Origin of the sequence: Phaeobacter sp. CECT 5382 (assembly GCF_001457775.1) — a bacterium.
In the GTDB taxonomy this organism is placed as follows: domain Bacteria; phylum Pseudomonadota; class Alphaproteobacteria; order Rhodobacterales; family Rhodobacteraceae; genus Pseudophaeobacter.
Map to the genome: position 1 here is coordinate 16,894 of NZ_CYSG01000002.1, position 18,915 is coordinate 35,808.

The 18,915-nt window shown below is 57.5% G+C and carries 18 protein-coding genes; 5 read left to right on the forward strand and 13 right to left on the reverse strand.

Annotation, left to right across the window (positions count from 1 at the left end; translation table 11 throughout):
* Positions 1–270 precede the first annotated feature (270 nt).
* The 6 genes from infB to pip form a co-directional block, all read right to left on the reverse strand.
* Positions 271–2,778 (reverse strand): translation initiation factor IF-2, encoded by a 2,508-nt coding sequence (gene infB / locus PH5382_RS02005; protein WP_058332689.1) that lies wholly within the window; start codon positions 2,776–2,778, stop codon positions 271–273.
* Positions 2,779–2,786: 8 nt separating this feature from the next.
* A complete protein-coding gene (locus PH5382_RS02010; protein ID WP_058332690.1) occupies positions 2,787–3,407 on the reverse strand; it encodes an RNA-binding protein in 621 nt (206 codons plus the stop codon).
* 29 nt (positions 3,408–3,436) lie between these two features.
* On the reverse strand, positions 3,437–5,062 hold the full coding sequence (gene nusA / locus PH5382_RS02015; RefSeq protein ID WP_058332691.1) for a transcription termination factor NusA: 1,626 nt from the start codon (positions 5,060–5,062) through the stop codon (positions 3,437–3,439).
* Positions 5,062–5,652 (reverse strand): ribosome maturation factor RimP, encoded by a 591-nt coding sequence (rimP, locus tag PH5382_RS02020; RefSeq protein WP_058332692.1) that lies wholly within the window; start codon positions 5,650–5,652, stop codon positions 5,062–5,064. The genes nusA and rimP overlap by 1 nt, the downstream gene beginning before the upstream one ends.
* Before the next feature lie 210 nt (positions 5,653–5,862).
* Entirely contained in the window at positions 5,863–6,720 is an 858-nt protein-coding gene (locus tag PH5382_RS02025; protein WP_058332693.1) for an ABC transporter substrate-binding protein, read from the reverse strand.
* Entirely contained in the window at positions 6,717–7,697 is a 981-nt protein-coding gene (gene pip, locus PH5382_RS02030) for a prolyl aminopeptidase (protein ID WP_058332694.1), read from the reverse strand. Before pip ends, PH5382_RS02025 begins: the two co-directional genes overlap by 4 nt.
* 50 nt (positions 7,698–7,747) lie before the next feature.
* On the opposite strand from pip, the gene ubiG reads away from it, so the two are divergent.
* Positions 7,748–8,494 (forward strand): bifunctional 2-polyprenyl-6-hydroxyphenol methylase/3-demethylubiquinol 3-O-methyltransferase UbiG, encoded by a 747-nt coding sequence (gene ubiG / locus PH5382_RS02035; protein ID WP_058332695.1) that lies wholly within the window; start codon positions 7,748–7,750, stop codon positions 8,492–8,494.
* Between the two features lie 419 nt (positions 8,495–8,913).
* Here ubiG and PH5382_RS02040 read toward each other — a convergent pair whose 3' ends face one another.
* From PH5382_RS02040 to PH5382_RS02055, 4 genes are all read right to left on the reverse strand, one after another.
* Positions 8,914–9,354: a MarR family winged helix-turn-helix transcriptional regulator gene (locus PH5382_RS02040; RefSeq protein ID WP_058332696.1), complete on the reverse strand. Its 441-nt coding sequence runs from the start codon at positions 9,352–9,354 to the stop codon at positions 8,914–8,916.
* Entirely contained in the window at positions 9,354–10,184 is an 831-nt protein-coding gene (locus PH5382_RS02045; RefSeq protein ID WP_058332697.1) for a carbon-nitrogen hydrolase family protein, read from the reverse strand. The genes PH5382_RS02040 and PH5382_RS02045 overlap by 1 nt, the downstream gene beginning before the upstream one ends.
* Positions 10,185–10,211: 27 nt before the next feature.
* Positions 10,212–10,469, reverse strand: a complete 258-nt coding sequence (gene grxC / locus PH5382_RS02050; RefSeq protein ID WP_058332698.1) for a glutaredoxin 3 — start codon at positions 10,467–10,469, stop codon at positions 10,212–10,214.
* 94 nt (positions 10,470–10,563) lie between these two features.
* Positions 10,564–11,292 (reverse strand): ComF family protein, encoded by a 729-nt coding sequence (locus PH5382_RS02055; RefSeq protein WP_058332699.1) that lies wholly within the window; start codon positions 11,290–11,292, stop codon positions 10,564–10,566.
* A 13-nt stretch (positions 11,293–11,305) separates the two neighbouring features.
* Here PH5382_RS02055 and PH5382_RS02060 point away from each other — a divergent pair, with 13 nt between their 5' ends.
* From PH5382_RS02060 to PH5382_RS02070, 3 genes are all read left to right on the forward strand, one after another.
* Positions 11,306–12,136 carry a methyltransferase domain-containing protein gene (locus PH5382_RS02060; RefSeq protein ID WP_058332700.1) on the forward strand — a complete coding sequence of 277 codons (831 nt, stop codon included), beginning with the start codon at positions 11,306–11,308 and terminating at the stop codon, positions 12,134–12,136.
* A gap of 154 nt (positions 12,137–12,290) precedes the next feature.
* Entirely contained in the window at positions 12,291–13,352 is a 1,062-nt protein-coding gene (gene hemH / locus PH5382_RS02065) for a ferrochelatase (protein ID WP_058332701.1), read from the forward strand.
* Between the two features lie 71 nt (positions 13,353–13,423).
* Positions 13,424–16,432 carry an aminotransferase class III-fold pyridoxal phosphate-dependent enzyme gene (locus PH5382_RS02070; RefSeq protein WP_058332702.1) on the forward strand — a complete coding sequence of 1,003 codons (3,009 nt, stop codon included), beginning with the start codon at positions 13,424–13,426 and terminating at the stop codon, positions 16,430–16,432.
* A 129-nt stretch (positions 16,433–16,561) separates the two neighbouring features.
* On the opposite strand, the gene PH5382_RS02075 is transcribed toward PH5382_RS02070, so the two are convergent.
* Positions 16,562–16,744: a hypothetical protein gene (locus PH5382_RS02075; protein ID WP_058332703.1), complete on the reverse strand. Its 183-nt coding sequence runs from the start codon at positions 16,742–16,744 to the stop codon at positions 16,562–16,564.
* Positions 16,745–16,883: 139 nt separating this feature from the next.
* Positions 16,884–17,504, reverse strand: a complete 621-nt coding sequence (locus PH5382_RS02080; protein ID WP_058332704.1) for a L,D-transpeptidase family protein — start codon at positions 17,502–17,504, stop codon at positions 16,884–16,886.
* A gap of 167 nt (positions 17,505–17,671) precedes the next feature.
* Here PH5382_RS02080 and PH5382_RS02085 point away from each other — a divergent pair, with 167 nt between their 5' ends.
* Positions 17,672–18,166 (forward strand): divisome-associated lipoprotein DalA, encoded by a 495-nt coding sequence (locus tag PH5382_RS02085; protein ID WP_058332705.1) that lies wholly within the window; start codon positions 17,672–17,674, stop codon positions 18,164–18,166.
* Positions 18,167–18,354: 188 nt separating this feature from the next.
* On the opposite strand, the gene PH5382_RS02090 is transcribed toward PH5382_RS02085, so the two are convergent.
* A complete protein-coding gene (locus PH5382_RS02090; RefSeq protein WP_058332706.1) occupies positions 18,355–18,879 on the reverse strand; it encodes a L,D-transpeptidase family protein in 525 nt (174 codons plus the stop codon).
* Between the last annotated feature and the right edge of the window lie 36 nt (positions 18,880–18,915).

The window sequence follows — 18,915 nt, forward strand, 5'->3', positions numbered from 1 at the left end:
TTCGCTTCTCTCCCTATTCAGAAGATATCAGAGCCCATACCAAGGCCCATCTGTGCCGCAGAGCGATCTTGCGCCACACTTAAGATGTAGCAGTGGCAGGAGCCTTCAATGGCGTTGTCTGTACATCCCCAGTCATCAACCCGGTCGGATTCTTCACCTCACATACCGACCTGTTCTGTGCTGCTACACGACTCACCGGTCAAAATTCTGGTCAAAACGAAAAAAACCCGGCGCTTTGGCCGGGGTTTCCTCTATTCTCGTCTGGATCATTTAGTCCAGCGTACGCTCAACTTCCTGACGTTCGAAGATCTCGATGACATCGCCTGGGCGAATATCTTCGTAGTTCTCAAAGGCCATACCGCACTCTTGACCGGACTGCACTTCGGGGACTTCGTCCTTGAAGCGCTTCAGGGTCTTCAGCGTGCCTTCGTGGATCACCACGTTGTCACGCAGCAGACGCACACCAGCCGACCGGCGGGCGACACCTTCGGTAACCAAACAACCAGCAACCTTGCCGACGTTGGACACCTTGAAGACGTCCTTGATCTGAGCGTAACCGATGAAGTTCTCTTTGATCTCGGCGCTGAGCAGGCCGGAAGCCGCCTTTTTCACATCGTCAACCAGATCGTAGATCACCGAATAGTAGCGGATCTCGACGCCTTTTTGGTTGGCAGTGTTGCGTGCAGAGGTATTGGCCCGGACGTTAAAGCCCATAACCGGCGCACCGGAGGCTTCGGCAAGTGCGATATCTGTTTCGGTGATGGCACCAACACCGGAGTGAAGCACCCGCACGCGGACCTCATCGTTGCCGATTTTTTCCATCGCCTGAACGATGGCTTCGGCAGAACCCTGCACGTCGGCCTTGACCAGAATTGGCAGCTCAGAGACAGTTTCGTCGTCCTTGGCTTTCTGCATCAGCTGTTCCAGCGTGGTCGCGGCTCCAGCAGCAGCGCGCTTGTCCTTGGCAGCCTGAGCACGATACTCGGCGATTTCACGCGCCTGGGCTTCGGTCTCAGTCACGTTCAGAACATCGCCTGCTTCAGGTGTACCATTGAGGCCAAGAACCTCGACAGGAACCGAAGGACCGGCTTCTTCAACGCGCTCGCCCTTGTCGTTGATCAGTGCACGAACTTTACCGTACTGCTCACCGACAACAAAGATGTCGCCCTGACGCAATGTGCCGTTCTGAACCAAAACAGTAGCAACTGGACCGCGGCCAACATCAAGCTGGGCTTCGATCACAGCACCCTGTGCCGCCCGGTTCGGGTTGGCTTTCAGTTCCAGAATTTCCGACTGCAGCGCAATGGCTTCGAGCAATTGGTCAAGACCCTGACCAGTGTGGGCAGAGACTTCGACGTCTTGCACGTCACCAGACATGGCTTCCACGATAACTTCGTGCTGCAACAGATCGGTACGAACCTTCATTGGGTCAGCCGCCGGTTTATCGCATTTGTTGATCGCGACAATCATCGGAACTCCAGCCGCCTTGGCGTGGGCAATGGCCTCGATGGTTTGCGGCATGACCGCATCATCCGCCGCCACAACCAGAACCACGATATCCGTCACCTGTGCACCACGTGAACGCATCGAGGTAAAGGCCGCGTGACCAGGAGTGTCGAGGAAGCTGAGCACGGTGCCGCTTTCTGTAGTCACCTGATAGGCGCCAATGTGCTGGGTAATACCGCCGGCCTCACCTGCGACAACACGCGCGTTGCGGATGGCGTCGAGGATCGAGGTTTTACCGTGGTCAACGTGGCCCATGATGGTGATCACAGGTGGACGCGGCTGCAGATCTTCGTCTTTGTCTTCTACAACGTTAAGCACGTCTTCGACATCGGCATCTGAAACCCGCACCACCTTGTGGCCGAATTCTTCGATGATCAACTCAGCAGTATCAGCGTCGATGGTCTGGTTTTGCGTAACCATCATGCCCATATTCATCAGCGATTTTACAACAGCGCCAACACGTTCAGACATCCGGTTTGCCAGCTCGGAGACGACAATCGCCTCGGGCAGCTGCACTTCGCGCAGAACCTTTTCGCGCTCAACGGTGCCCATCGCCTTTTGACGCGCCCGCTCCTGCTTGCGCTTCATGGAGGCCATCGAACGGTGACGGTTGCCCGCACCCCCGGTTGCCTGGCCAAGGGTCAGTTTACCGGAACGACGGCTGTCGTCTCCAGTACGAGCCTTTGCACTACGACCGCGTTCTTCACGTTCGCGGTCAGATTTGCGCGGCGTCTGCGCCGGAGCAGGCTTGGAGGCCGGGCCACGGGGCGATATTGCTGCGGCGCCACCAGCTGCAGGTGCAGCCTTTTTCTTTTCGACGTCAGCCGCTGCCTGCTTGGCCGCTTCTTCCGCGTCACGCTTCTTGCGCTCTTCGTCTTCAGCTTTCTGGCGGGCCTTTTCTTCAGCTTCGCGCTGTTCGCGTTCCTTGGCTTCGGCCTCGGCACGACGACGAGCACGATCTGCTTCGCGGGCCTTTTCTTCGGCTTCGCGGGCTGCTGCCTCTTCGGTTTCGCGGGCTTTTGCAGCCTGAAGCGCCTTCAGGCGACGTGCCATTTCCGCATCAGTAATCCCGGCAGGCCGACGTGATCCGTCGGTCGCAGGAGCGGCATTGCCACCCTTGTTGCCACCCGGCTTGGGCACCACAACGCGTTTGCGTTTGGTTTCCACCACGACATTCTTGGTCCGCCCGTGGCTAAAGCTCTGTTTTACATTCCCAGGCCGGGAACCGCCGCCACGCAGACCCAAGGTCTTTTTGCCGTCACTATCGCTCATAAAGCTCTTTATCCTTCTGTGCGGCCGCTGCCGCCCACCATTTCGCGCAGACCCTGCAACCGTTGCGCCTCGTCTACAACACGTTTGCTGAGTCCACCAGAGGCGAGCGCGGCATGTATCATAGTTTGACGTCCAAAAGCCATCCCCAACTCATCTGCAGTGAGACAACCAATGAAATTACCCCTATGCGGGGTGCTCAATTTCGATTTGCCGCGCCCTGATCCATCACTTGCTTGAATCAGGACCGAGGCATGTTCTTTACCTAGCCAATCCTTGACCTTTTCATAGCCGCCTACTGCGTGACCCGACTTGCGTGCTAGGCTCAGCAGATCCACCACACGGCGGAGCGTCTGTCGTTCCACTTCACCCACCAGATCCTCTGGCACCGTGACCGGCGCTTTGAAACCGCGCGCAAAGAGTTTCTTCTTTACTGCCTGCTCCAGCGCGTCACGGCTGGCCGTCACATAGACCCCACGTCCCGGCAGTTTGCCAAAGACATCGGGCACAACCTGGGATTCAGGCCCCATCACAAACCGGATCAAACCCTGCTTTGGCTGGGCCTCACCGGTTGCGATACATTTGCGTTCCGGACCATCTTCCCGGTCTTTGCTGGCGCCTGCGCGACCCATTCCGTTACTCCTGTTCGGAAATCCGGGGTTTAAACCCCGGTTTCCTCTTCGCCATCTTCGGCGATGTCTTCTGCGTCATCCTGATCAGAGACCAGATCATCAGGATCAACCCAACCCAGCATAACCCGCGCGGTCATCACCATTGTCTGCGCGTCTTCCAGGCTCATCCCAAAGGGCTCAAGGATTCCGTCATCCTTGATGCGTTCGCCATTGTTGGAGGTCCAGCCACCGGCCAGTTCCCAGTCAGCACAGGTCGCGAAATCTTCCAGCGTCTTGATATCGTCCTTGGCCAGAGCCTCGACCATCTGCGGGGTGAGGCCCTCAAACTGGATCAGGCTATCTTCGGCGCCCAGCGCGCGAGCCGCATCAATAGCTGCCTTTGCCTTAGCTTCGAGATAATCACGCGCACGCGCCTGCAGCTCTTCGGCGGTGCCTTCGTCAACACCATCGATGACTGTCAGCTCGTCCAGTTCAACATAGGCAACTTCTTCCAGATTGGTGAAGCCTTCGGAAACCAGCAGCTGGGCAAAAAATTCGTCCAGATCCAAAGTTTCCATAAAGAGGCCGGTGCGCGCTTCGAATTCCTTCTGGCGACGCGCCGATTCTTCCTCTTCGGTCATGATGTCGATGTCGAGCGCGGTCAGCTGCGAGGCCAGACGCACGTTCTGACCACGACGGCCAATGGCCAGGCTCAGCTGCTCTTCGGGAACGACAACTTCGATCTTACCGGCTTCTTCGTCGAGAACAACTTTGGAAACCTCAGCTGGCTGCAACGCGTTCACCAGGAAGGTGGGCTGATCTTCATTCCATGGAATGATGTCGATCTTTTCACCCTGCAGCTCGTTCACCACGGCCTGCACACGGCTGCCACGCATACCAACACAGGCACCGACCGGATCGATCGAACCATCATTGGAGATCACAGCGATCTTGGCACGTGAACCGGGATCACGGGCCACAGCTTTGATCTGGATGATGCCGTCATAGATTTCGGGCACTTCCATCTTGAAGAGTTCGGACATGAATTCTGGCGCGGTACGGCTCAGGAAGATTTGCGGACCACGGGGCTCGCGACGCACATCTTTGATGTAGCAACGGATACGATCATTGGGGCGATAGCTTTCGCGGCCAATTTTTTCGTTGCGGCGCAGGATGCCTTCACCGGCACCCACATCGACGATCACATTGCCGTATTCTTCGCGTTTGACCACACCGTTGATGATGGTGCCGGCGCGATCCTTGAACTCTTCGTACTGACGATCGCGTTCAGCTTCGCGCACCCGTTGCAAGATAACCTGCTTGGCCGACTGCGCCGCGATTCGACCCATTTCTACCGGCGGCACTTCTTCGACATAGGTGTCGCCGACCTTGGGCTCAGCCATATACTGTTTGGCCTGCTCGACGGTCAGCTCGGACTGGTAGTTTTCCAGCGCTTCGTCTTCGACCACAGAACGCACGCGGGTAAAGGTCGCACGACCGGTCTTGCGGTCAATAGAGACACGGATGTCCATCTCGCTGCCGTAGCGGCTCTTGGCGGCCCGGGCGAGGCTTTCTTCCATTGCCTCGATCACCAGACCGGGCTCGATCATCTTTTCGCGCGCCACTGCTTCGGCAGTTTGCAACAGCTCCAGCTGGTTTGCAGAGGTGATAGCCATTACTTGTTCTCCCCTTCGGACCCTTCGGCCTCGATCTCGTCGAATGCGTCTTCGTTCAATGTACCGGCCGCTTTGCGCTGGCGCAGCATTTCCTTGATCAGATCATCGGTCAGAACCAGCTTGGCGTCAGACAGCCAGTCAAATTTCAGACCAATGGTCACCTCTTTGCCCTGATCTTCGATATTGATCAGAACCTCGTCGTCTTCGGTACCGGCAAGCTCGCCCTTGAAGCGGCGGCGTCCGCCAACCAGCTCTTCGGTTTCCAGCTTGGCCTCATAGCCTTCGAACATGTCGAAGTCCTTCATCCGGGTCAGCGGACGGTCGATGCCGGGGCTGGAGACTTCCAGCGTATAGGTATCGAGGATCGGATCCTCGACATCGAGCGTGGCGCTCACAGCACTTGAAACCAAGGCGCAGTCATCCACTTCGATGCCACCTTCAGGTTTGTCCGCCATAATCTGCAGCGTGGTCTCTTTACCGGACATCAGACGAATGCGCACCAGCTCGTAGCCCAGATCCTCGATCACAGGGATGAGAATCTCGGCCAGGCGGCGATCAATCGCGGCTTTGGCAATCAGGTCGTTGGTCATTTGGCTTTCCAGTATCGGCCAATCTCGGCCAGTATCGGGTTGGGCATTGGATTCGGCGTCAGGTTTGACACAAAAAAACGGGCGCGCGGCCCGTTGAATTATCCGGTGGTGTTTTGAACCAGAGCTCAACACGCCGCTGTTGGATCAGGCATATACGCCCCTTGATACGAATCTGCAAGCCTTGTGTTGACGAGGGTCACAGAGTGGCGATTACAAGCGCCACCAGCGTTCTGCAATCCGCCCGTCATCCAGGGCAGATTGCTGACTGACAACGCGCGGGATGCCGACGTTGGAACTGGCGGCAAGCGCCATATCTTCGGCCGAGGGGTGATAGCGAAAGCCACCGCGCTGCAACAGCTCCTGCGGGCGCGGCAATGCTGCCACATCCACATAGCCATCGCGCAGTGCCTCCGCGCGCACAGCGGCATCGGGAATTACAATGATCTCCAGTGTGTCGACCCAGCCCGCCTGACCATCCTTGTAGTGAGCTGCAACCTTGGTGGCGCGAAAATGCCGCCCATCCTGCGCCCGCTCCACCTGATAACATCCGGTGCCGACCATCTGCGCCAGCGGCAGATCCGGCAAATCCAATGATGCGCCCAAAGGTGCGATGGCACAGGTCGGGCTGGCCATCAAATAAGGAAGATGCGGATTGGGGACTTCCAGTTGGATTTCCACCCGTTGCGCCGAAAGCGCTGACACAGCCAGTGCCCCGGCACCGGGCAAACGGCGGCCATCCAGCGAAGCCACCACATCGCTTGCCTGCAAAAGCCGCCCGTCATGGAACGCAACATCCGGGCGCAGATCAAACAGCCAGATCCGGGCATCCTCGCTGCTATTCCAGGCAGTCGCAAGTTCCGCGCGCAACAACCCATCCGGTGCAATTTCTGTCAGGCTGTCAAACACCGCACCGCGCGCCACCTGCTGCAACAGTTCCCCATCGCGCGGCAGCGCCAGACGCAGGCTACCGCCGGTCCTGGGAGAGGCCGCCAAAGACGTGCCCGTTGCCGCCAGAAGGGCAGCAGCAGCACCAGAGGTGAACAGGGCGCGGCGGTCAATACGGGTCAAGGCAGCATATCCTCGGCGATTCGGTCCATGGCCAGCACCAGTTCTGCACTGATTCCCGGCTCCGATAGAGCATGCCCTGCATTGCGCACCATGATCAATTCCGCATTTGGCCACAGCTCATTCAGCTTCCAAGCTGAGGCCGGTGGGCAGATCATATCATAGCGACCCTGCACGATAACGCCGGGAATATGCGAAATACGGCCCATGTTTGCCAGGATCTGGCCGTCAAACTCCAGAAAACCATTGTTGGTGAAATAGTGATTCTCCAGACGCGCAAAGGCGCGTGCATAATCTCCCGGCCCCTCCATCGAGGTCCCATTGGACTGGATCGAGGCCAGCGCATTTTCCCAAGCCGACCAGCTGCGTCCGAATTTGATCTCCTGCGCCCGATCTCCGGAAAACAACCGCTTGTTATAAGCCGCGATAAGCTCGCCGCGTTCAGCAGGCGGAATAGGACCAACAAAACGCGCCCAGGTTTCGGGCCAGAAACGCCCGGCCCCGCCGCCATAGAACCAGTCCAGCTCGGCCTTGGTCATCAAGAACACACCGCGCAGAATAATACGTTTTACCCGATCAGGGTGGGTCTGCGCATAGATCAGCGCCAGGGTTGCGCCCCAGCTGCCGCCAAAAACCAGCCAGTGATCGATTTCCAGCGCACGGCGGATTTCTTCCATGTCGGCGACCAGATGCCAGGTGGTATTGTCCTTGCAGGAGGCATGCGGTTGCGACCGACCACAACCGCGCTGATCAAACAGAATCACCCGATAAATATTGGGGTCAAAATACCGCCGCATCGCCGGGCTGCTGCCGCCTCCCGGTCCGCCGTGACACACCACGACAGGGATGCCGCGCGGATTGCCGGATTGTTCCACATATATTTTGTGGCCCTGGCCAACTTCGAGCATCCGCTGATCAAAAGTATCAAGAGGGGGGTAAAGATATTGCACTGCGCGCTTTTGATCCGAGAATTTGTCCATTACTGACCTAAATGAAGCCTGAGCCTATACAAGAACACAGGGAGACAGGAATGCAAACGCCTCAATCCACGGTCGACCCGGCGGAAATCGCAAAATTCGAAGCAATGGCCGCCGAATGGTGGGATCCCAATGGCAAGTTCAAGCCGCTGCATATGCTGAACCCCTGCCGACTGGACTATATCACTCGTCAGATCGCGGCAGAATTCTCGCGCGATCTCACCAGCCCGGAACCGTTCAAGGGTCTCCGGCTTCTGGATATTGGCTGTGGTGGTGGTCTGCTTTGCGAACCCATGGCACGACTCGGTGCCGAAGTGACCGGCGCCGACGCCGCAGCCGGCAATCTGCCAGTGGCCCGCCTGCATGCGGAACAAACCGGCCTTTTGATCGACTATCGCCACACCACCGCCGAAGACATGGCCGCCGCCGGTGAACAGTTCGACGTTATCCTGAACATGGAAGTGGTCGAACATGTCGCAGATCCGCTCAGCTATCTTGCGGCAACCAAGGAACTGCTAAAACCCGGCGGGCTCGAGATCTGTTCGACCATCAACCGCAATCCGAAAAGCTATGCCATGGCGATCTTTGGGGCCGAAGTGGTAATGCGCTGGCTTCCCCGCGGCACTCATGAATGGAACAAGTTCATTACCCCGGACGAACTGTTCGAGCTGCTGGAAAAAGCCGGTTTAACACCCGTGGATCGCAAAGGGTTTGTCTTTAATCCGCTCAGCTGGAACTGGTCTATCTCGGACCGGGATCTCTCGGTCAACTATGTCACGGCAAGTACGAAACCTGCCTAGAAACCTGCCGGATTTCAGGTTTGGCAGGAACAAGCCAATGCCCTCCTATCCTTTTGGGTAGGAGGGCATTCTTTTGCCACCTTGGGCTCCCTCGCTCGGATTGGTAAGTTGACTTTGAAATAAGATTTTTAGGAAGCCGGTTCAGTTAAAAACGCCACCCGCAGAGACACCCATAGGATCGTAATTTAGTCAAAGCGCACAAAATCAGACCTCAGATGCGGAAACAGGCAGGAATGCCAAACGTCACACCCCCTGAGTTTCCCTTGCCGATAACTTGTCTCGGCACTGCCACCACTCACATTTGACAGAGGGATGAAGGGGGAGGAGAAGAGGTGTCAGAGATGGCACCTCTTTTTCATTTCACCTCTTCAAATCAGGGACGCCTGAGACCTCAGATCTTCCCCTTCATGCAGACTTGTTCAAGCCGTGGATTCCAGTTTAACCCGCAACTCACGCAGGATCGGCAGCGTCGCGCGGACCCGATCGCCGCCAAGTTCGCTCACCACTTCGGATATCAGCGGCACAATGCTGGCAAGGGCCGCATCCCGCGCCTGACGGCCAGCCGGGCTGATCGCCACCATCTTGCGGCGCGCGTCGTCCCAATCGGGGCGGATATGTACATATCCTGCCACCTCCAGCTTGTTCAGCGTGTTGGTCATAGCACCACGTGTCACATGAAAGGCCTTGGCCAATTGCGCCGGAGAACGTTCAACCCCGGTTCGGGTCAAATGGTTGAGAACCGAAAAATGCGACAGCTCCATCCCTTTGGGCAGAGCTTTGCCCAGCCGCGAGCGGGCCAGCTGATCCGCCATCAGGATCTCGCTGAACAAGGAGACTGCCAGGGAATGGGTTTCTTCCATCAGGGTCCGTCGAACTCTCGATCATGGGTCAGGGAGGGCACACGCCTGCGTGCTTCTGCCACTTTTTCCCTATCAAGATCAACGTAAGTAATGCCTGTGTCTGTCCCGGCATCCGACAGAATCTCACCCCAGGGCGCAACCACCAGCGAATGCCCATATGTTGTGCGCACCCCGCCCCTTCTGGTTTTGTGACGGCCAGTCTGGGCCGCAGCCAGCACATAGCAGCCGGTCTCGATCGCGCGGGCCTGCAACAAAGCATGCCAATGCGCCGCACCCGTGACGGGGGAAAAAGCTGCGGGCGCAATCAAAATTTCTGCGCCCGCCTTGGCCAGTGCCCGGTGCAGCCGTGGAAACCGCAGATCATAGCAGATCGTCAGACCCAGGGCACCAAATGGCGTCTGAGCAACCACGGCCTTGCTCCCTGGGCGGTAGCCGTCGGATTCGCGAAAGGTTTCTTCCGGCGTGACCTCGACGTCAAACATATGGATCTTGTCATAACGGGCTTTGATCTCTCCGTCTGGCGAGATCAGAAACTGACGATTGGCAAAGCGACGATCGGCATCATGGGTCTTGACCCCAAAGGAGCCCAACGACAGCCAGATACCGTGCTGTGCGGCCGTGTCACGCAGGGCTGCAAGGCTGGGATCATCCTCTTCGTGGTGCAACACCTCTTGCTGGTGCGCCCGACTAAGGGAGACACAGTTGCTCACCTCTGGCGTCAGCACAAAGCCGGCGCCATCGGCGACGGCTTCGGCTATCATCCCCTGAAGCATCTCTAGATTTTCGCTCGGGCTATCGCTCGATGTGATCTGCAACAGGGCGGCACGCATCGGAGTCTCCTTCAAAAGCGGGCAGCCTCAGGCAGCGAGCAGTGGATCCAGCTTTCCAGCCTGCTCCAGCGCGTATAGCTCATCACAGCCGCCCACATGGGTCTCACCGATAAAGATCTGTGGCACTGTGTAGCCGCCATTTGCCCGCTGGATCATCTCCTGCTTGCGGCCGGGGTTGGTCAGGACGTTGACCTCGGAAAATTCCACGCCTTTCTGTTTCAACAGGCGCTTGGCCGCGTGGCAAAATCCGCAAAGCGGCGAAGTGTAGATTTCGACCGATTTCATGCAGGTCTCCATTTTGTCTGATTGCGATGTTCTGCGCCATATGGGGCTTCAATGCAATCTCTGCCAGAGGGGTACCCGTCAGACTAGGCCCGGATCACGCGCGTGTGACCCGCGCAAGCACCGCAACCCGTACATCTGCCGCACCCGCCTCAAGGCAGGCATCGGCGCAGGCAGTCAGCGTCGCACCGGATGTCATCACATCATCGACCAGCAAAACCACCCGCCCCTGCATCAAGGTACGGTGGCGTGGATGCGCCACGATGGCGCGGCGCAGGGCAGCAAAACGCTGCGCGCGGGTCTTGCCTTCAAGGCTGGGGGTGACCTTGACCCGTTTCAACATATCGGGCCAGTAGTCCAGGCGCGCCTGCCGCGACAGGTTTTGCGCAATCAACGCTGATTGATTGTAGCGCCGTTTCAGCAATCGGGACCAATGCAGGGGCACGGGACAAACCAGCGGATTGTCCCGCAACAATGGCCCGGCGGCCCGTTCGATCCATCCCGCCGCAGGGGCTGCCAGATCAGTGCGATCGCCATGTTTCAGTGCCATTACCAGATTGCGCGCCTTGTCTTTGTACAAAAGCGCCGCACGCCCCTGGCTCCAGGGGCGGTGCATCGACATGCATTCATCACATTCAATGCGAAACCCATCCGCATCCCCTGGAAGCGGCAGACCGCAACCTTCGCAGACCGTACCGGTAATGAAATGCGCGTCACCCCAGCACGACCCACAAAGACCAAAACCCTGCTCGACCAATTCATCACAGCCCAGGCACTTGGGTGGATAAACAAGCGAAACAGCGGTTTGAAACTGCGCGCGCAACATCTAAATAGTCCCCATGACGCAAGCACCCAAATCACAGCCAGAGCTGTTCGACCGCCAGGCATTGGCGATCCATCGCACCCGCCACCAACCTGAAGCCTTGTTCCTTCACGAGCTGGCACGGGACGAGGTTGAAGATCGCTTAACATTGGTTAACAGAACCTTTACGAAGCCAGCGATTGTGACGCCTTTTGCTGAGATTTGGCGAAATTCCTTCCAAAATTCGAAAATCGTCGCGGATGAAGATGTTCTCGACCTTGCCCCCGGTGGGCATGATCTGGTGGTTCATGTCATGGGGCTCCATTGGGCAAATGACCCGGTGGGGCAATTGATTCAGTGTCGCCGCGCCCTTTCAGAGGACGGGTTGCTGCTTGCAATCACCCTTGGTGGGCGCACCCTGCATGAGCTGCGCAGCGCTCTGGCCGAGGCCGAAACGCAGGTCTCTGGCGGACTATCTCCGCGCGTGGCCCCCATGGGGGAGGTACGAGACCTGGGCGGGCTTTTACAAAGGGCCGGTTTTGCCCTGCCTGTAGCCGATGTGGTGCCGCTGACGGCGCAATATCGCGACAGCCTGCATTTGATGCAGGAGCTGCGCGCCATGGGCGAAGGCAATGCGATGACGCAACGCCTGAAACACCCCAGCCCGCGCGCGCTCTTTGCCCAGGCCGAAGCGATCTACCGACAGCATTTCGAACTACCCAACGGCAAGCTGCCAGCCACCTTTGAGCTGGTCTGCCTGACCGGATGGTCGCCTTCGGAAAGCCAACAAAAACCGCTGCGACCGGGATCAGCCAAAGTGCGGCTTGCCGAAGCCCTGAAGGTCCCGGAAACCAAACTGCCAGACTGATGCCATCAGCTGATCGATAATCAAAACAAATCACTGCGCCAATATGATCCAATTGGCCTTTCGCGCCGTAACATCATATCTTAAGGCGGAATGTGAATTTCGCCATAGCCTCCATACCCAGAGCTTTCGCCGCAGATACAGGACCTTCTCCCATATGCTGGATTCTTCCAACACCGCCACCTGCCCCGCCCACGCGCCAGCCGATCATCCCAAGATCAAAGCTGAGAAGGTCGGTATCCTGCTGGCAAACCTTGGCACACCGGATGACTATTCCTACTGGCCGATGCGCCGCTATCTGGGCGAGTTTCTGTCCGACAAGCGGGTAATCGACTACCCGGCGTGGAAATGGCAACCTCTGTTGCAGTTGATCATCCTGACCAAACGACCCTTTTCATCCGGCGCGGCATATAAATCGATCTGGAACCACGACAAAGGCGAAAGCCCGCTGATGACCATCACCAAGGACCAGACCGCCAAGATGGCATCGGTCATGGCCCAGCGCTATGGCGATCAAGTCATGGTGGATTACTGCATGCGCTACGGCAATCCCTCGACCAAATCCAAGGTCCGCGCCATGGTCGAGGCAGGCTGTCAGAAGATCCTGTTCGTGCCACTTTACCCGCACTATGCCGGTGCCACCTCGGGCACCGCCAATGATGAATTCTTTCGCGCCCTGATGGAAGAGGTCTGGCAACCTGCCGCCCGCACTATCGAGCCCTATTTCGATCAACCTGCCTATATCGAGGCGCTGGCGCGTTCGGTCGAAGACGCCTATGCCAAGGTGGAGAAACGTCCCGACATCCTGGTGGTGTCTTATCACGGCATGCCGAAACGCTACCTGATGCAGGGCGATCCCTATCATTGCCAATGCCAGAAAACCACGCGGCTGCTGCGCGAGCGTCTGGGCTGGAAAGACACCGAGATCACGACGACCTTCCAGTCGGTGTTCGGCCCCGAAGAGTGGCTGAAACCCTATACCGTCGATCACGTCGCCACCCTGGCCAAGGAAGGCAAGAAAAGCATCGCGGTCATGGCCCCCGCCTTTTCCGCCGACTGCATCGAAACGCTGGAAGAGATCAACGAAGAGATCAAGGAAAGCTTTGAAGAGGCCGGCGGCGAGGAGTTCCTGTATATCCCCTGCCTCAACGATGATGACGATCACATCGCGGCCCTTGCGGGCGTGATCGAGAATAATCTCAAAGGTTGGCTGGACTAACCAAGCCTCCCCGGTCCAAATAGGATCCAATATTGGACTGCTGGTTTTCGGCAGACGGGGAGACACTTGCAATGAACCTACAGCACTGGGCTGATGCCCTGAAAACCCATTGGGGCATCACGGCGGATCTGTGCCAGCTGGACGGCGAATATGATCTGAATTTTCTTGCAACGGCGCGCGATGGTACCGGCTATATCCTGAAGGCCATGCGCCCCGGCTGCGACGCCTGGCTGGTCGAGATGCAGGTCCAGGCCTTTCAGCATATCGCCACGCGGGCAGCCGACCTGCCCTGTCCCAGGGTGATCCCCGATCAAGGCGGCGCCGCGATGCTGTCGATTGCCGATGAAAACGGCGACCAGCGCCTGTGCTGGATCCTCGAATGTCTGCCCGGAAAATGCTACGCCAAAGCCGCGCCAAAGACGGATGTGTTGATCCGCGAAGTTGGCGCAGTTCTGGGCGGCGCGGGCAAGGCGCTGGAAGATTTTGAACACGCCGGACTGGAGCGAGATTTCAAGTGGGATCTAATGCGCGCGGGCTGGATAGGCTCTGAACTCGACTCTATTTCAGACCCTGCCAGACAGAGTCTCATTCGCGAAATCGACACTGATTTTGCCAAATTAGAGCCTGTTTTGACTGCTTTACCCAAACAGGCCATCCATAATGATGCCAATGACTACAACATCATGGTCGCCGGAGAGCTGACAGAGCCGCGCCGGGTTTCTGGCCTGATCGATCTGGGCGATATGTGCGCCGCGCCACGCGTCTGTGATCTGGCCATTGCCGCCGCCTATATTGTACTGGATCACCCGGACCCCGAAGCCGCGCTGGCCGCTTTGGTCGCAGGCTATCACAGCGCCTATCCGCTGACCCCGCAGGAGGTGGATCTGGTCTACCCTCTGCTGCGCACACGTCTGGCGGTCAGTGTGGTGAACTCTACTCTGATGGCCATTGAAAACCCCAATGATCCCTACGTAACCGTCTCGCAGGCCCCGGCCTGGCGCTTTCTTGAGGGCCACAAGATCCACCCCGGATTGCTGTCGGCCCGCCTGCGCGCCGCTTGTGATATGCCAGTCGTGGATGGTGCCGATCGGGTCATGGCCTGGATCGAAGCAGAGCGCGGCGGTTTTGCGCCCCTGATGGGAGAGGATCTGTCGAAGGCCCAGATGGGCTCGCTCTCAGTGGAGAACTCCACCTGGCCGCAGAATCCATTCCACATGCCGCTGGAAGAAGCCGCTCGCGTCGGTGAAGAATTCGAAGACGGTGGCCGGATCTGGCTCGGCTACTATCACGAGCCGCGGCTGATCTATGCAGAACCGGCCTTTCGCAAAGGCCCCTACAAAGCCAGCAACCGGCGCACCGTACACTTAGCGATCGATGCCTTTGCGCCCGATTTCACGCCAATGTTTGCGCCGCTGGCAGGCGAAGTCTTTGTCGTCGAAAACCGCACCGGCCATCTGGATTATGGCGGGGTGATTATCCTGCGTCATGAAACACCCGCAGGGGATCCCTTTTATACGCTCTACGGCCATCTGGACCCGGAATGTTGCGACAGGCTTCAGCCCGGAGATCGTATTGAAAAGGGCGCGGAGTTCTGCCGCCTGGGGGATCACACAATGAACGGTGGCTGGGCGCCGCATGTGCATTTCCAGCTCGCACTGACGACCGAAGGTATCGAGGCGGACTGGCCCGGCGTAGGTGACCCGGACGAGATGTATCTGTGGCGTGCGGTCTGCCCCAACCCGGCAGCCTTGCTGAACCTGCCGGATGAAAAATGCCGCTATGAGCCCACCGACAAGGAAACAATCCGCCAGGGCCGTCGCGATCACTTTGGCGGCAACCTCAGTCTGACCTATGCAGACCCGGTGATGCTACTGCGCGGCTGGAAGCACCACCTGTTTGATGAATGGGGCCGTCCTTATCTGGACGCCTACAACAACGTGCCACACGTCGGCCACGCCCATCCGCGTATTCAGGCGGTAGCAGCGGATCAGCTAAAACGAATGAACTCCAACACCCGCTATCTGCACCCCGCGCAGACCGCATTTGCCGACAAGATCCTGTCAAAGCTGCCCGACCATCTGGAGGTCTGCTTTTTTGTGAACTCCGGCACCGAGGCGAATGAGCTGGCCCTGCGCCTGGCGCGGGCGCACACAGGCGCCAAGGGCATGGTGACGCCGGATCACGGCTATCACGGCAATACCACCGGCGCGATTGATGTCTCGGCCTATAAATTCAACGCCAAAGGCGGCATTGGCAAACCCGACTGGGTCGAACTGGTCGAAGTGGCTGACGACTACCGTGGTAGCTTCAAGCGCGATGATCCTGATCGGGCGCAGAAATTTGCCGATCTGGTAGATCCTGCCATCGCAGCCTTGCAATCACGCGGGCACGGGATTGCCGGTTTCATCGCCGAGACGTTCCCCTCAGTGGGCGGACAGATCATTCCACCCAAAGGCTACCTGCCTGCGGTCTATGAAAAGATCCGCGCCGCGGGAGGCATCTGCATCGCTGATGAGGTGCAGACCGGGCTCGGGCGACTGGGTGACTACTACTTTGGCTTTGAGCATCAAGGCGCCAGCCCCGATATCGTTGTCATGGGCAAACCCATCGGCAATGGGCACCCCCTGGGTGTTCTGGTTACCACGCGTGCGATTGCCGACAGTTTTGCGCAGGGGCCAGAGTTCTTTTCGACCTTTGGCGGCTCCACGCTGTCCTGTCGTATGGGCAAAGAGGTGCTGGATATTGTCGATGACGAAAGCCTGCAAGACAATGCCCGCCATATGGGCGCCGATCTGATGGTCGGGCTCAAGGCGCTGGAAGCAAGACACGCCTGTGTTGGTGATGTGCGCGGCATGGGGTTGTTCCTGGGGCTTGAGCTGATCGAGGAAGACGGCACCGAGGCGACGCAGCTTTGCTCCTACGTCAAGAATCGCATGCGCGATCACCGCATCCTAATCGGCAGTGAAGGGCCAAAGGACAGCATTTTGAAAATCCGCCCACCGCTGACCATCGACGCCGAAGGGGTCAACATGATTCTAACGGTTCTGGATGGTATCTTGCTGGAGGTGTCCACTGGCTAAAAACAGCTAGAAGCGTTTTTGGGGCCAGGGTGTGAAAACACCTGGCCGCAAAGCCAGTCGAAAGATCTTTGAACAAATAAAAAAGGCGGTGGAAAACCACCGCCTTTTTCAAAAGCATGTGCCAAGCAATTAGCTGCTTGCAACAGCCGCGCCAACCAGAACCAGCAGCAGCAGTGGCAGCAGGATGCCGCTCGAAGAGCTGGTTGCAGCCTCTTCGATTACTACGGGCTCAACGATTGGCTCTGCCAGGTTACCAGCAGTAGCGGTGGATGCAGCAGCAGTCAGAGCAGCGGCGAGAACAATTTTCTTCATGTTAACCTCCAGAATTAGCGCAGGTCAGACAATCGACCTACGCACCCAAGACTTTACCTCGTGATTTTTTCTAACCAGTAAAACCCCGGAATTGCAATTGCTTGTTGATAGTTTTCCCACTGCCAAAATGGCTTTGTGGTCAAATAAGCAACACTTGTGTGCCCACCTTGGTCAACGCGAACAGTTGCGAGATATGTTCATTGTAAAGACCAATACAGCCATTGGACGATTTGCGGCCAATTTTGCGCGTGTCATGGGTTCCGTGGATACGATAGAATTTCCAGCTAAGGTATAAAGCGTGTGTTCCCAATGGGTTATCCGGACCTGGCGGAATATAGGCTGGCCATTCGGGATTGCGCTTGCGCATGTTCGGCGTCGGCGCCCAGCCCGGACCGTCCACCTTGCGGATAATCGACGTCCGCCCACGACGGGTCAGGTCATCGGACAACGGCACGGATGAGGGGAAAAGTCGGTAATCATTCCCATCTTCGGACCAGTAGTGCAAAGCGCGGCTGTCGATATCAACAAGAATCGCCCCTTTGCGCAGATGATCAAAGTAGGGCTGCCAGCGTTTTGCCCGAAATGCTGAAATATTTCGCTGCACCGGCGGTTCAGGCTCTGGTGGCGGGCGTAACGGGTCAAACCCCAGCTCTTCTTCGGGTTCTGGAGCTACCTGTGCCAGCGCAGGGCTCGCAATCAAGGCAGCAGAACCGGCAAGGAACTGCCGACGGCTTCTGCTTTTTATAAGGTCTCGGGTCATCTGAAATAATCCTGCGCGTTTCAATCCGGGCTGGAAGACATAATATGGCGCGAAAGCCTCAGTCGCAAATCAAACCATCACGATCAGTGGCGGAATTCTGCAGCCCCCTTTGCACCCATGCCACAGGAAGGCTAAGTCCATGACCAAGCGACAGAGCGAGAGATAAGATGAAACGCGTTATTCTGATCCTGATGGCCACCGTCATGACCCTGGCAGCGGCCTGTACCCCGACCACTGATTCGGGTCAGGGAAGCGGCAAAAGCTACCGCATTCGCAATGCGGACAAAGTTCAGCTGCGCATGCTGGATTCGGTCAATGCCCTGCGTCAGGCCGCTTCGGCAGCTCCGGTACAATTGAACGCGCAACTCAATGCAGCTGCTGCAACCCATTCCCGCGATATGGGTGTGCAGAATCGCCCCTGGCATTTTGGCTCTGATGGCTCTTCGCCCTTGGATCGGGTTGCCCGCACCGGCTACACTGGCACCGTTCAGGGCGAAAACATCTCGGAGACTTACGAGAATGAGTTACAAACCCTGACCGCATGGATGGAAGATGCTAGCACCCGTTCCGTCATTCTGGATCCCAAAGCCATTAACATGGGCTTTTCCTGGTATCAGGAAGCCAACGGCAAGATCTGGTGGACGCTGGTGATGGCCAACTGAGTCGCTGACCAACGCGAATAGAACTGCTGGAGTGAAGTGAAAGAGGGCCAAAAGCATGGCCCTTTTTTCATGCCCGTCGGCTTTCGGGACCTTTTTTTCTAACCGCTGTTTTGCCTGCTGCCTGTTCCAGACAGGTTGAGGATGCGCTCAGCACCCTTTAACCAGTCACAGTAAAACAATCCAAACTGTTAGGATCTCAGCGCAATGGGCGTGCCATCCCGCACCATGGCATAGATTTCTTCGATCTCTTCGTTTTGCACTGCAATACAGCCCGCCGTCCAATCCGAAACCCGCGCCGCGCGTTTACGCGCTGTGTCATTGTTGGGCTCACCATGAATGAAGATCTCGCCGCCGGGGCGTTTGCCAAGTGCGTTCGCGCGGGCGCGATCATCGGCATTCGGGTAAGAAATCCCGATCGACAGATGATAGGCGCTATTGGGGTTGCGTCGGTCAATGCGATACAGGCCTTCGGGCGTTTTACCGTCACCTTCGACTTCTTTGTGACCCAGAGGGGCAAAGCCAAGATCCATCTTGTAGTTCCGCAGGATCTTCTCACCGTTCAACAGGTAGAGCTTGCGCTCTCCCTTGTTGACGACGACGCCGGTCACTTCTGGCCCATCATAGGCTTTGAAGCGGCTAACCTGATTTGGGGATCCACAGCCCGCTACTGCCAGGCTGGCAACCGCACTCAACCCAAATGCCCTTCTGTCCATATCTGCTATCCTGTTTCGTACCTGCTCATTTTGTTA

Excerpts from the sequence above, each read along its gene's own strand:
- PH5382_RS02040 (WP_058332696.1), bottom strand. The coding sequence starts at position 9,354 with ATGGAAGAAACCCATTCCCTGGCAGTCTCCTTGTTCAGCGAGATCCTG.
- PH5382_RS02070 (WP_058332702.1), top strand. The coding sequence starts at position 13,424 with ATGAACCTACAGCACTGGGCTGATGCCCTGAAAACCCATTGGGGCATC.
- PH5382_RS02085 (WP_058332705.1), top strand. The coding sequence starts at position 17,672 with ATGAAACGCGTTATTCTGATCCTGATGGCCACCGTCATGACCCTGGCA.
- hemH (WP_058332701.1), top strand. The coding sequence starts at position 12,291 with ATGCTGGATTCTTCCAACACCGCCACCTGCCCCGCCCACGCGCCAGCC.
- PH5382_RS02010 (WP_058332690.1), bottom strand. The coding sequence starts at position 3,407 with ATGGGTCGCGCAGGCGCCAGCAAAGACCGGGAAGATGGTCCGGAACGC.
- infB (WP_058332689.1), bottom strand. The coding sequence starts at position 2,778 with ATGAGCGATAGTGACGGCAAAAAGACCTTGGGTCTGCGTGGCGGCGGT.
- grxC (WP_058332698.1), bottom strand. The coding sequence starts at position 10,469 with ATGAAATCGGTCGAAATCTACACTTCGCCGCTTTGCGGATTTTGCCAC.
- ubiG (WP_058332695.1), top strand. The coding sequence starts at position 7,748 with ATGCAAACGCCTCAATCCACGGTCGACCCGGCGGAAATCGCAAAATTC.
- nusA (WP_058332691.1), bottom strand. The coding sequence starts at position 5,062 with ATGGCTATCACCTCTGCAAACCAGCTGGAGCTGTTGCAAACTGCCGAA.
- rimP (WP_058332692.1), bottom strand. The coding sequence starts at position 5,652 with ATGACCAACGACCTGATTGCCAAAGCCGCGATTGATCGCCGCCTGGCC.
- PH5382_RS02080 (WP_058332704.1), bottom strand. The coding sequence starts at position 17,504 with ATGACCCGAGACCTTATAAAAAGCAGAAGCCGTCGGCAGTTCCTTGCC.
- PH5382_RS02090 (WP_058332706.1), bottom strand. The coding sequence starts at position 18,879 with ATGGACAGAAGGGCATTTGGGTTGAGTGCGGTTGCCAGCCTGGCAGTA.
- PH5382_RS02045 (WP_058332697.1), bottom strand. The coding sequence starts at position 10,184 with ATGCGTGCCGCCCTGTTGCAGATCACATCGAGCGATAGCCCGAGCGAA.
- PH5382_RS02060 (WP_058332700.1), top strand. The coding sequence starts at position 11,306 with ATGACGCAAGCACCCAAATCACAGCCAGAGCTGTTCGACCGCCAGGCA.
- pip (WP_058332694.1), bottom strand. The coding sequence starts at position 7,697 with ATGGACAAATTCTCGGATCAAAAGCGCGCAGTGCAATATCTTTACCCC.
- PH5382_RS02055 (WP_058332699.1), bottom strand. The coding sequence starts at position 11,292 with ATGTTGCGCGCGCAGTTTCAAACCGCTGTTTCGCTTGTTTATCCACCC.
- PH5382_RS02075 (WP_058332703.1), bottom strand. The coding sequence starts at position 16,744 with ATGAAGAAAATTGTTCTCGCCGCTGCTCTGACTGCTGCTGCATCCACC.